At 69.6% G+C, this 12,352-nt stretch carries 12 protein-coding genes; 4 read left to right on the forward strand and 8 right to left on the reverse strand.

The annotated features are described in order from the left end of the window. Positions 1-184: 184 nt before the first annotated feature. A complete protein-coding gene (locus A5708_RS19250) occupies positions 185-1,702 on the forward strand; it encodes a class I adenylate-forming enzyme family protein (RefSeq protein WP_065030152.1) in 1,518 nt (505 codons plus the stop codon). A gap of 20 nt (positions 1,703-1,722) precedes the next feature. After that, positions 1,723-2,019: a hypothetical protein gene (locus A5708_RS19255; RefSeq protein ID WP_065030153.1), complete on the forward strand. Its 297-nt coding sequence runs from the start codon at positions 1,723-1,725 to the stop codon at positions 2,017-2,019. Positions 2,020-2,024: 5 nt separating this feature from the next. Here the strand turns inward: A5708_RS19255 and A5708_RS19260 are convergent, their stop codons facing one another. Next, complete coding sequence (locus A5708_RS19260) at positions 2,025-2,612, reverse strand: TetR/AcrR family transcriptional regulator (protein WP_065030154.1); 588 nt, start codon at positions 2,610-2,612, stop codon at positions 2,025-2,027. Positions 2,613-2,701: 89 nt separating this feature from the next. Next, on the reverse strand, positions 2,702-2,833 hold the full coding sequence (locus A5708_RS27830) for a hypothetical protein (RefSeq protein ID WP_003874074.1): 132 nt from the start codon (positions 2,831-2,833) through the stop codon (positions 2,702-2,704). Positions 2,834-3,037: 204 nt separating this feature from the next. Between A5708_RS27830 and A5708_RS19265 the strand changes: the two genes are divergently transcribed. Next, a complete protein-coding gene (locus tag A5708_RS19265) occupies positions 3,038-3,859 on the forward strand; it encodes a crotonase/enoyl-CoA hydratase family protein (protein ID WP_065030155.1) in 822 nt (273 codons plus the stop codon). A gap of 17 nt (positions 3,860-3,876) precedes the next feature. On the opposite strand, the gene A5708_RS19270 is transcribed toward A5708_RS19265, so the two are convergent. The 4 genes from A5708_RS19270 to A5708_RS19285 all read right to left on the reverse strand — a co-directional run bounded on the left by A5708_RS19270 (position 3,877) and on the right by A5708_RS19285 (position 8,254). Beyond that, on the reverse strand, positions 3,877-4,710 hold the full coding sequence (locus tag A5708_RS19270; protein ID WP_231117955.1) for an alpha/beta hydrolase: 834 nt from the start codon (positions 4,708-4,710) through the stop codon (positions 3,877-3,879). A gap of 21 nt (positions 4,711-4,731) precedes the next feature. Next, complete coding sequence (locus A5708_RS19275; RefSeq protein ID WP_065030156.1) at positions 4,732-5,871, reverse strand: LLM class flavin-dependent oxidoreductase; 1,140 nt, start codon at positions 5,869-5,871, stop codon at positions 4,732-4,734. Positions 5,872-5,972: 101 nt separating this feature from the next. Continuing rightward, positions 5,973-7,442: an aldehyde dehydrogenase gene (locus tag A5708_RS19280; RefSeq protein WP_065030157.1), complete on the reverse strand. Its 1,470-nt coding sequence runs from the start codon at positions 7,440-7,442 to the stop codon at positions 5,973-5,975. A gap of 44 nt (positions 7,443-7,486) precedes the next feature. Further along, entirely contained in the window at positions 7,487-8,254 is a 768-nt protein-coding gene (locus tag A5708_RS19285) for a class I SAM-dependent methyltransferase (RefSeq protein ID WP_065030162.1), read from the reverse strand. A 65-nt stretch (positions 8,255-8,319) separates the two neighbouring features. Between A5708_RS19285 and A5708_RS19290 the strand changes: the two genes are divergently transcribed. Then, positions 8,320-9,486: a glycosyltransferase family 4 protein gene (locus A5708_RS19290; protein ID WP_065030158.1), complete on the forward strand. Its 1,167-nt coding sequence runs from the start codon at positions 8,320-8,322 to the stop codon at positions 9,484-9,486. Here A5708_RS19290 and A5708_RS19295 read toward each other — a convergent pair. Together A5708_RS19295 and A5708_RS19300 are read right to left on the reverse strand one after the other, a co-directional pair. Then, a complete protein-coding gene (locus tag A5708_RS19295; protein ID WP_065030159.1) occupies positions 9,466-11,184 on the reverse strand; it encodes a hypothetical protein in 1,719 nt (572 codons plus the stop codon). The genes A5708_RS19290 and A5708_RS19295 overlap by 21 nt on opposite strands. 21 nt (positions 11,185-11,205) lie before the next feature. Continuing rightward, a partial coding sequence (locus A5708_RS19300) for a DUF3068 domain-containing protein (RefSeq protein WP_065030160.1) occupies positions 11,206-12,352 on the reverse strand: 1,147 nt, incomplete at its 5' end.

The raw sequence follows: 12,352 nt of genomic DNA on the forward strand, positions 1-12,352 counted from the left end.
GGGCTTCGGGGTGGGTTAACCCACCGTCAGCTGCGGATAAACCTCGCCCGCACGCTCGGGCGATGCGATGGGCCGACGGTGCTGGGCCGCAAGATAGTTGCGTGATCTAAACTACAGTCGGGCATGACACTTTTGGTCAGCTTTGTAACGCGTCGATACCGTTGATACCGGAGAAAGATCGAGGATGAGCATTTCGCTGCTGCTCGAGATGGCCGCGTCGGGTGACGCCGAGCGCACCGCGGTGGTGTCTGGAGACCTGCGGCTGACAACGCAACAGCTCAGCGATCTTGCCGACGGCGGCGCGGGCGTGATCGCCGCGTCGAACGCCAAGCACGTCGCGTATGTGGGCACCGGCGGCGCGATGCTGCCGGTGCTGATCTTCGCCTCCGCGCGCGCCGGGGTGGCCTTCACGCCGATCAATTACCGGCTCTCCGCCGAGGGAATCCAGGCGCTGATCGAGCGGCTGCCCGAACCGTTGGTGATCGTCGACAGCCGCTATCGCGACGCGGTCGGCGAGGTGTCGGACCGGGTGATGGTCTCCGACGACTTTTTGGCGGCCGCGCGCACCGCCGAGCCGGCCGCGGAATTCCCGGACCCGGACTCCGTCGCGATCGTGCTGTTCACCTCGGGCACCACGTCGCAGCCCAAGGCCGTCGAACTCTCGCACAACAACCTGACCAGTTACGTCACCGGGACCGTCGAATTCGGGGCGGCCGCCGACACCGACGCCGCCCTGATCTGCGTGCCGCCGTATCACATCGCCGGGGTCAGCGCCGCGCTGTCGAATCTGTACGCCGGCCGCAAAATGGTGTACCTGCCGAATTTCGATGCGCAGGAATGGGTTCGGCTGATCAACACCGAGAACGTCACCACCGCGACGGTGGTGCCGACCATGCTGGACCGCATCATCACGGTGCTGGAGAACGGCGACGGGGTGGCCATCGAGCTGCCGTCGCTGCGCAACCTGGCCTACGGCGGCTCGAAGGTGGGGCTGCCGCTGGTCCGTCGCGCGCTCGAGCTGCTGCCCAACGTGGGCTTCGTCAACGCCTACGGCCTGACCGAGACCAGCTCGACGATCGCGGTGCTGACGCCGGACGACCATCGTGCGGCGCAGGCCGGGACGACCACCGACGTCGCCCGCCGGCTGGGCTCGGTCGGCCAGGCGGTGGCGGGCATCGAGCTGCAGATCCGCGACGAGGCCGGCAATGTGCTGCCGCCGGGTGAGACCGGCGAGCTGTTCGTGCGGGGCGAGCAGGTGTCGGGCCGCTACACCGGGATCGGTTCGGTGCTCGACGAGAACGGCTGGTTTCCCACCAAGGACATCGCGATGCTCGACGACGAGGGCTACCTGTTCATCGGCGGGCGCAGCGACGACACCATCATTCGGGGCGGCGAGAACATCGCGCCCGCCGAGCTGGAAGAGGTCCTGGTCGAGCATCCCCACGTGCGTGATGTCGCCGTGGTCGGTGTCGAGGACCCGCAGTGGGGCCAGGCGATCGTCGCGGTCGTGGTGCCGGCGGCGGGCGCGGACCCCGACCCCGAAGAATTGCGGGAATTCGTCCGCAAGAGTTTGCGCGGTTCACGCACCCCCGACGAGGTAGTGTTTCGCGACGAGCTGCCCACCACCGCTACCGGCAAGGTCTTGCGGCGGGAGATCATCCAGACCCTCACCCCGATTGCGCGTCGGACGGCCCAGCAGTAAGCGATCAAGGACGGAAATCAATGATCAAGAACGGAACTCGTCTCGCCAGCCAGGTCTGTGACACGCAGGTGATCGTCGTCAGAAGTGCCGACAGTCTGGACGACCTGCGGTGTGGCGGTGCGCCGATGGTGCCGGTCGGCGGCGAGCTGTCGGGCGAACTGGACCCGGCATTCGCCGACGGCACGGTCATGGGTAAGCGCTACGTCGACGACGCCGGTGCCGAGGTACTGGTAACCAAGCCGGGCGCAGGCAGCCTGAGCATCGGGCAGACCGCCCTGCAGCTCAAAGAGGTCAAGCCGCTACCGGCCAGCGACTGAGCGGATCACTGCGCCGCTTCCTGCCTGCCCGGGATCTTGTTCCGGGCAACGAATTCCTTTGCCTTGATCAGGAATTCGAGCTGTTCGCCCACCTGGTGTAGCGGGCCCGCGTTGCGGGTGGAGCGGGAGAGCACGATGGCGCCCTCCAGCGCGGCGATCGACGTGACGGCCAGCGACGCGGCGTCGGCGTGGTCGAAGCCGTCGTTGACGAACGCGCGGCTGAGCGCGGTGCACCAGCGGCCCAGGATGGCGCCGGCCTCGGCGGACAGCTTGGGGCCGTCCTCGTCCGAACAGCCGATCGCCGCCGCCACGACCGGACAGCCTGCGGTGAATCCGCCTTCGGTGAGCAGCCGTTCCCAGAACCCGACGAACTCCTGCAACAACACCCGGGCGCCCCGTCCGGCGGCGTCGTCGATCATTGCGGTGATGGAGTCGCCGGAGTAGCGCAGCGCTTCGGTCAGGATCTGGTTGCGTCCGTCGGGAAAGTGGTAGTACACCGAGCCGCGCGGGGCGCCGCTGCGGGCGAGCACCGCGTCGATGGTGACGCCCGCCGCCCCGCGTTCGCGCATCACCTCGGCCGCGCTGGCCAGCATCTTCGTCCGGGTGCCCCCGCGCTTCGCCGGGGCTTGCTCCAGTGCTGCCTCACCGATAGTCGGCACGTGAGTACCTCCCATGGTCGGGGTCATGCAGCGTGCGAGTGCCGCAGCGCCGGCCAGTGCATGTGACGTGGGCTGAAGCGGAAAGTACGACGCCGCAAGTCTGGCATCTCGCGGGTGAATTGATAGCCGGCGACGTTGAGCTCGATGATCCACATGATGTTCTCCCGGCCTGTGTGCGGCCCTTGATTATGCTATGAACCATATAAGACACCCGTAAATTAAGCAATTTCTCAGCCGAAGTGTGACGCACGCCGCATAAATCCGCGGCGTAGCTGGTCGGGATCCGCACTTACGGACGCGAAAATAGAGCAAAATTATGCTCTATTGCATAATCTCTACAACTCCGCTTCACTAAGCGGATGGTCACCAGCCCCGAGTCGCCGCCGCCCGCCCTACCGGATCTGGACACCGTGTCGCTGCAGCGTGACGGCCATGTCCTGCTCATCGGCCTTAACCGGCCGCACAAGCGCAACGCGTTCGACCGGGCGATGCTGGCCGACCTGTCCCGCGCCTACGGCGTGCTGGAGTCCGATCCCTCGGTGCGGGCCGGCGTGTTGTTCGCCCACGGCGACCACTTCACCGCCGGTCTGGACCTCGTCGACGTCGGTCCCGGCATCGCCGGCGGGGAGCTGTCCTTCCCCGACGACGGCAAAGATCCCTGGCGGCTCGACGGCGCCTGGACCACCCCGTTGGTCGCCGTCGCGCATGGCTGGTGCATGACGCTGGGCATCGAGTTGCTGCTGGCCGCCGACATCCGCATCGCCGCGCCCGGCACCCGGTTCACCCAGCTGGAGGTGCAGCGCGGGATCTATCCGTTCGGCGGTGCGACGATCCGCCTGCCCCGGGCCGCCGGCTGGGGCAACGCCATGCGCTGGCTGCTCACCGGCGACGAGTTCGACGCGGCCGAAGCGCACCGCATCGGGCTGGTCCAGGAGGTGGCCGACGACGCCGCGGCGGGTCTGGCCCGGGCCCGCGACATCGCGCACACCATCGCCGATCGCGCCGCGCCGCTGGGTGTGCGGGCGACGCTGGACTCGGCCCACCTGGCGGTCGAGCGCGGCGACGCGGCCGCCATCGAGCGGCTGCGCCCCGCCGTCATCGAACTCTTCGCCAGTCAGGACGCCGCGGAGGGTGTGCAGTCGTTCGTCGAACGCCGGCCGGCCCGCTTCGTCGGGCGCTAGCCGAAAAGCGCCGAGCCTCACAAACCCCGGCCGGCGAGCCACGCCTCAATCCGGTCGGCGACGGCCGCCCAGCCGGGCTCGAGCATCATGTCGTGGCCCATGCCGGGGAAGATTTCGGCTTCGGTGCCATAGCTGCGGGCCAAGTCGCGCATCGCATCCACAGTCAGGCAGCCGTCGTATTCGGCGGCCAGGACGAGCATCGGCGTCCTCACCCGTTGGGGCCTGGGCGGGTTGAGCAACACCGCGTCGAAAAGGATGCGCTGGCTTTCCTCCCGCAGCCGCGCCACACACCTCGCGACGTCGTCCTCGGGCGTCTGCGCGGAGAAGAAGCGTTCCCGGGTTCGCGCCGGGCGGCCGACGATCTCCAACGATCTGCCGGTGATCATGCCTTTGGTCATGAGCCACGGGTGCTGTTTCATCAGGCGCAGCATGAGGTTGTTCAGGCCGCGAACCGATAACGCCGCCAGCAGTATGCCGGCCGGCACCGTGGCCGTCTCCAGATACTTCTGCACCACGTAACCGCCCATCGAATGGCCGATCAGCACCGGAGGGGTCGGCAAGGCGTCGGCGACGGAGCGGACATCGTCGACGTAGTCTGCGCCCGAGCACCGCCGAAAGGCCTTGGGGACCGGGCTGTTTCCGTGACCCCGCAGGCTGACGGCCACGGCGCGAAAGCCCCTGTCCGCGAAGAAATCCAGGAAGTGCTCGTCCCAGCACCACGCGCCGTGCCAGGCGCCGTGCACGAAGAGCAGCGGGACCGGATGCGCCGCGGTGCACGTGCCCTTGTCGATCACCTCGAGCGCGCCCGCGATCAGGGGCGCCGAACGTTCCGGCATGGGTTGAGCGGTCATGACCTTGCCCCCCTTCGGCTTTCACAACCTGCGAAGCTTGTGCAGCACCCGCATGAACGGTGCGGTCGCCGCAAGACCGCGGCGCAGGCTCGGCTGCAGCACGCTGACGTGACAGATCACCGGGTATTGCAGGCCGTGGTCACGCCATTCGGCCGCCTGATCAATGACATCGTCTGGAGTTCCGCTCAGAATGCACTCCTTCATCAAGGAAAGGGGCACGTGGGCGGTGGAGGAGATCGCGGTGTGCTCGTCCAGCGTCTGCGGAACGAGGTCCTGCGCGCCGGTGAAGTCGCTTCCCAGCGGGTGACTCGCACCGTGGCGAGCCCAGTTGTCGGCGGAGACATTGAGCGCGAACACCTTCATGACGTCCGAGCTCAGCGCCTCGTCCACCTGGTCGCGGCTGCTTCCGGTGACGACGAACTTCCAGCCGGCGGCGGTGATCGACGCGGGATCGCGGCCGGCGTCGGAGGCGGCCGTCCTTACCTGTTCGAGGGCGGCCGCGTATTCCTTGGGCCGCATGATGAAGCCGGGGAACCAGGCGTCGGCGTAGCGGCCGGTGGCGCGCAGCATCCGCGGCCCGTGTGAGGCCACCCAGATCTCGGGCCACTTGCCGCGGTACGGCGGCAGGTCGAACACGGCGTTGTGCAGCGGGAAGAACGGGGAGTCCCGGGTGACGAGTTCACCGCCGGAGTCCCACAGCGCCCGGACGGTCGCCATGGCCTCCTCGAACCGGGCCACCGGTTGCGACCAATCCACGCCGTAGGGCTCGTTGCCTTCCCGCTCGCCGGTGCCGATCCCCAGGATGGCGCGGCCGCGGGTGAGCAGGTGCAGCGTCGCCGCGGCCTGCGCGGTCACGGCCGGATTGCGCCGGCCGGTGTCGGTGACGCCGGTGCCGAGTCGCAAGCGGCCGAGCCGGTTTCGCGCGGCGAAATGCCCGAGCACGGTCCACGGCTCCAGCAGCGCGTCGGTCTTGGGCGCCAGCCGTGCGGCCCCCACATACTTCGGTGTCATCACCGAGCGGGGAAACAGACTGTTCAGATGATCGGGTATCCAAAACGAATCCAGCCGGGCGGCGACGGCGGTGAGATAACTCGCCCGCATCAACGCCGTTGGCGAGAGGCGGGTGTGCAGCGGCAGTTCGGCCAGCCCGACCTTAAGCATCGACGGCGAGCTTCAGCTGATCCGGTGTGTCCACCTGCTCAATAAATCAGCTGTGCCACCCGCACCGACTCATCCGAACGGTTGAACTTTGCCTGCGAAAGTTAGCTCTCGACGGTGTAGCCCATCGGCATCAGCACGCTCTTCTGCTGCGTGAAGTGCTCGACGCCCTCCGGCCCGTTCTCGCGGCCGATGCCGGAGTTCTTGTAGCCGCCGAACGGGCAGCACGGGTCGAACGCGTACCAGTTGATGGCGTAGGTGCCGGTGCGGATCTTCTCCGAGATCGCGATGCCCTTGGGGATGTCGGTGGTCCACACGCTGCCGGCCAACCCGTAGGCCGAGTCGTTGGCGATCTTGATCGCGTCCTCCTCGGTGTCGAACGGGATGATGCTCAGCACCGGCCCGAAGATCTCCTCCTGGGCGATCGTCATCTTGTTGTCGACGTCGGCGAAAACCGTGGGCTGGACGAAGAACCCGTTGTCCAGGCCCTCGGGACGGCCGCCGCCGCACACCAGCCGGGCGCCTTCCTCGATGCCCTTGGCGATGTAGCCCTCGACGCGGGCGCGCTGCTTCTCCGAGATCAGCGAGCCGATCTGGGCGGCCGGGTCCGACGGCGGTCCGACCGGCAGGGCCTGCACGAATTCGCTTACGGCGTTCACGATTTCGTCGTAGCGGGAGCGGGGCGCCAGGATGCGGGTCTGGCCCACGCAGGCCTGCCCGGTGTTCATGATCCCGGAGAACACCAGCATCGGGATCGCCGAGGCCAGGTCGACGTCCTCGAGGAGGATGGCCGCCGACTTACCGCCGAGCTCCAGTGTGCACGGCTTGAGCATTTCCGCGGCGCGACGGCCGATCTCCTTGCCGACGCCGGAGCTGCCGGTGAACGTGAACAGGTCCACGTCCGGGTTGGAGGTCAACGCCTGGCCGGTCTCGATGCCGCCGGGGACCACCGACAGCACGCCCTCGGGCAGGCCGGCCTCAGCGAAGATGTCCGCCAAAGCGTTTGTGGTCAAGGGGGTTTCGGCGGCCGGCTTGAGCACGACGGTGCAGCCGGCCAGCAGCGCCGGGCCCAGCTTGTTGACCGCCAGGAACAGCGGCACGTTCCAGGCGACGATCGCGCCGACCACGCCGATCGGTTCGCGGTGCACGATGGTCTGGCCGTAGGAGCCGTTGCGGATCTCGCGCCACTTGACCTGGTCGACGGCCGGGCCGGCGAAGAAGTTCATCGCGCCCATCGAGCCCATCCAGTGCATCGTCTCGATGGTGGTCGGCGGCTGGCCGGTCTCCCCGGCGAGCAGCGCGCTCAGCAGTTCCTTGCGCTCCTCCATCAGCTTGACCGCGTTGGCGATGACGGCCGCGCGCTCCTTCGGCGGCGTCGTCGGCCACGGACCGTTGTCGAAGGCGGCGCGCGCCGCGGCGACCGCCGCGTCGACGTCCGCGGCCGCGGCCAGCGGTGCCTTGCCGAAGTACTCGCCGGTGGCCGGACAGCGCACCTCGATCACCTCAGAGGTCGACGGCTCCGTCCACTTGCCGCCGATGAAAAGCTTGTCGTATTCGGTCTTGATGTCGCCCATGGCGCCACCCTACATAAGCCGACGCAAAACGAGAACACGTTTCACTATTGGGGTTGCAGGACCAGCACCAGATTGCTCACCAGGAACTCGCGCAGCATCGGTACGGCGGTCAGCCACCAGGCCCATCGCGGGTGGTAGCGGGGAAATGCGGCCACCAGCACCCCGGTGTTCTCGGCCCAGTTCAGGCCCGCGGTCGCCGACACCGCGAACAACGACGACCCGTAGTGGTTTTTGGCCGGATGGCCGTGCTTGCGGGCGTAGCGGGCGGCGGCGCGGGCTCCACCGAGGTAGTGGGTCAGGCCCATCTCGTGGCCGCCGAACGGCCCCAGCCAAACGGTGTAGGACAGCACGGCCAGCCCGCCCGGCTTGGTCACCCGCAGCATCTCGGCGCCGAGCTGCCAGGGTCGGGGCACGTGCTCGGCGACGTTGGACGACAGGCAGATATCCACGGAGTCGTCGGCGAACGGCAGCGCCATTCCCGACGCGCGCACGAAGGTCCCGGTTCCGCCGGCAACGGTGGGCCCGGCGGCGTGCATCTCGCTCGGGTCGGGTTCGACCCCGACGTAGCGGAAGCCGGCATCGGTGAAGGCCGCCGCGAAGTAGCCCGGACCGCCGCCGACGTCGAGAAGCGTGCGGCCGGAAGGGGGCTCGCCGCGGGCGGCCCGCCACAGATCGCTCACCATGGCCGCCGTGTCGGCCGCCAGGGCGCCGTAGAAGCGGGCCGGATCCGGCTGCTCGTAGCGAAATTCCGACAGCAGCCGCACCGAGCGGGTCAGGGTCGCCCGGCGCGCGAAGATCTCGGTGGCCGCCACCGGCCACACCCTACGGATGTGTAGCGCTGCCCGGCGCAGATCATCGCCGGTTAGGCTGACGACCAATGTCTTCCTTGCGCTCCGTGCTGCTGCTGTGCTGGCGCGATACCGGGCACCCGCAGGGCGGCGGCAGCGAAGCCTATCTGCAGCGCATCGGCGCGCAGCTGGCCGCCTCGGGAATCGCCGTCACGTTGCGCACCGCCGGCTATCCCGGCGCACCACGCCGCGAGGTGGTCGACGGCGTGCGGATCACCCGGGCCGGGGGCCGCTACACGGTGTACATCTTCGCGCTGTTGGCGATGGCCGCGGCCCGGCTCGGGGTCGGGCCGCTGCGGAAAGTGCGACCGGACGTGGTCATCGACACCCAGAACGGTCTGCCGTTCCTGGCCCGGCTGATCTACGGCCGCCGGGTGGTGTTGCTGGTGCACCACTGCCACCGCGAGCAGTGGCCGGTGGCCGGGCCGGTGCTCGGCAGGCTCGGCTGGTTCGTCGAGTCGACGCTGTCGCCGCGGGTGAACCGGCACAACCAGTACGTGACGGTGTCGCTGCCGTCCGCGCGCGACCTGGTCACCCTGGGTGTGGACGGCGCCCAGATCGCGGTGGTGCGCAACGGCCTGGACCGGGCGCCGGCGCAGTCGTTGTCGGGCCCGCGCTCGGCCGCGCCGCGGGTGGTGGTGCTGTCCCGGCTGGTACCGCACAAGCAGATCGAGGACGCCCTGGAGGCGGTCGCGCGGCTGCTGCCGCGGACACCGGATCTGCACCTGGACATCGTCGGCGACGGCTGGTGGCGCGAGCGGCTCGTCGAGCACGTGCAACGGCTCGGCATCAGTTCGGCGGTGACGTTTCACGGTCACGTCGACGACGTGACCAAACACCATGTCCTGCAAGGGGCCTGGGTGCACCTGTTGCCGTCGCGCAAGGAGGGCTGGGGCCTGGCCGTCGTCGAGGCCGCCCAGCACCGGGTGCCGACCATCGGCTACCGGTCCTCGGGTGGCCTGTCGGACTCGATCGTCGACGAGGTGACCGGGATCCTGGTGGACAGCCACGCCGAGCTGGTGGATCGGCTCGAAGAACTGCTCGACGATCCGGTGCTGCGCGAGCAACTCGGCGCGAAGGCGCACACCCGCAGCGGGGAATTCTCCTGGACGCAGAGCGCCGACGCGATGTGCGGCGTGCTGGAAGCGGTGCAGGCCGGCCGCACGGTCAGCGGGCTAGTCACCGGGCGGGGCTGAGCGCGCCCGGCGCCGCCACGCGCCGATCGCCGCGCCGGCGCCGCCGCCGATCAGCATCGCCAGCCACGCCAGATGCGCGACCGTCGTCGCCGTCCGCCGCCCGGCGGCCACCGCGGAAGTCTGCCCGCCGATCCGATACAGCGCGATCTCGCGATCTTGATAGACGGGGGCCAGCGCGCCCAGGGTGCGCGCGGCCGCCCCCATGTCGCCGGCGCTGTCGGATTCGACCACCAGCCAGCCCACCCCGGCCGCGGCCAGGGCCGCCGGATCGGGCCCGGACAGCAGGAGCTCCTGCACCGCCCGGGCGCGCGCGCCCTCCCCGGCGATGGTGGTCCCCGAGATCACCAGGTCACCGGTGCTCAGCACGTCGGCGCGCACCCAGCGGGGCAGCGGATCCAGCACCGGTGTGGGGCCCGACCAGGAGAACAGCCGCATGGTGCCGGCGGGCAACACCGCAACCGCCGCCGGTTGGGTGTTGATGGCCGCGGCGACGGCGGTCCAGCCGCGCGGGTAGCGCACCGGCGCCACCTTGCCGAACACGCCCCACGCCAGGTCGGGCAGCGCCAGCAGCAGCGCCAGGCAGCAGACCAGCGCCGGGACCGCGGTGCCCGACAGTCGTAGCCACCGGCGCAGCGTCACTGCCGCGCCGGCCCCCGCCAGTGCGTAGCCCGGCATTGCCAGCGCCACCCACTTCTGCCCGTCGCGCAACACCCCGAAGCCCGGCACGGTGTCGACGACCGTGCTCAGCAGCTGCAGGCCCGGGCCGGTCGCCAGCGCCGCCGGGACCAGCACCGACACCGCCGCCAGCACCAGCAGCGGCACCGCCCCCGGACGCCGGGCCACCGTCGGTAGGCCCACCGCGACCACATCCAGCAGCACCACGGCCGAGCACACCGCGAAAAGCGTGGTGCGCGAACCGGGTACGGCGTCGCCGTTCCAGATGCCGCCGAGGCTGGCCAGGCTGGCCAGGGTTCCCAACCCAGGCTCGGCGCGGGGCGCGAACGCCGCGACCCCCAGCCGGTTGGCCGCCGTGTGGGCGGTCAGCGACGACCCCATCGCCGACGCCGTCAGCCACGGCAGCGCCGCCACCAGCGCGGTGCCCAACGCGGCCGCGGCGCACCACCCGCGCGCGATGCCGGTGCCCGGCACCGCCACGCAGACCAGCGCCACCGTCGCGGCCAGCAGCAGCCCGGTCGGGGTCAGCCCGGCCAGCGCGATCCAGAAGGCCAGCCCGAAAAACGCGAACCGGCTCGCCGCCGTCGTCCGCAGCGTCAGCATGGCCGCGGCCACCCAGGGCAGGCAGCCGTAGCCGACCAGCAGGCTCCAATGACCCTGCAAAAGCCGTTCCGCGACATAGGGATTCCAGATCGCCACGGTGGTCGCGACGAACTGGCCGGGCGCGCCCGCGCACGGCAGCGCGACGGCGGTCAGCCGGGCCGCGCCCCATCCCGCCAGCCACAACCCGAGGACCAGCAGGGTCTTCACCACCACGCCGCCGTCGACCAGATGGGAGGCCAGCGCCACCGCGAAATCCTGGGGGGTGGCGCGCGGCGCCGAGGTCAGCCCCAGCGCGGTGTCGGACAGGTAGGACCGCGGCGTCGACACCGCGTCACGCAACAGCAGGTACCCGGGCGCCAGGAGCGGCCCGACCACCAGCAGCGCCAAGACCAGTGCGTACCCGGGTCGGGTCCAGCGCACGGTTAACGCATCCGGGCCGGGCTATTCCCGGTCGTGCTGGCCGGGCGGATTGGGTTCGGCGGGCCCCGCCTCGGTGGGCTCGTCCGGGCCGGGCGGGTCGGAGCCGGGTGGACCGGCCTCCTGACGGCCCTCGGGACGCTGGGTCGGCAGCTTCTCGGTCTCGGCTTCGGCGCCGGGCACCGGTTCCTCGAGACCACTGCGGCCGAAGAAGTCCTGGTCGCCCCGGTCCAGGCCGGGGTCGGTCAGTGCGCTCTCGCTGCGCAGGCTGAACGAGGCGAGCAGCCCACCGCCGATCAGCGCGATCAGGCCGACCGCGGTGAACGTGATCGGCAGCACCCGCGACCACAGCGCCAGCCGGTCGCGCTCGTCGCGGGCCGCGTTGATCTGTGACTCGACGGTGTCTTCGTTCGAGGTGACCTTGTAGTCGGCCAGCGTGAGCTCCGGCTTGAGCGGGTCACGGGCGAAGTAGTGGTCGGCGTGCTCGGTCTGCTTGACGATGGTGCCCGACACCGGATCCACCCAGAACGTGCGCTGCGCCGCGTAGTAGCGGGTCATGGTGATCTGCTCGTTCGGGTCGCCGCCCTGGATGCCCCACATCGACGCCGACGTGGTCTGCTTGGCGTCCTCGTTGCCGGCCAGCAGCGACGGGTAGGCCACCGGCGCCACCAGCTTGCCGTCGGCGTTGAAGCCGACGTTCTGGGTGAACTTGTACGTGGTCAGGCCGTTGACGTCTTCCTGGGTGTCGTAGTTGACGTCGAACGCCTTCTGCGCGATCGGATCGAAATAGGGGTAGGTCTTCTTCTCGGTGTGGAACGGGAACCGGTAGGACAACCCGTCGTGCCGCAGCGGCATCGCGGTGGGCGGGTTCTCGTCGTTGACCGCGCGCGGCTTCTGCACCGAGCCGCCGGCGTGGGTGTCGTCGGAGACGGCCAGCGCGGTCTTGCGGTTGAGCGTGACGGTGTCGACGATCGCCAGCAGCAGCCCGCTGTCCTTCTGCTTGTCGGTGCGCCGCAACGAACTTCCGACCTGGAGCGTGACCACGTCGGCGTTGGCGGGCGATTCGACGCTGATCTGCTGCTGGGAGACCAGCGGCACGTTCTGGTTGACGACGACGTGGTCGGTCGACAGCGACGCGGAGTCGAGGGTGGTTCCGGTGCCGTCGCTGATC

The sequence above is a fragment of the Mycobacterium colombiense genome (assembly GCF_001672755.1).
GTDB lineage: Bacteria > Actinomycetota > Actinomycetes > Mycobacteriales > Mycobacteriaceae > Mycobacterium > Mycobacterium colombiense_C.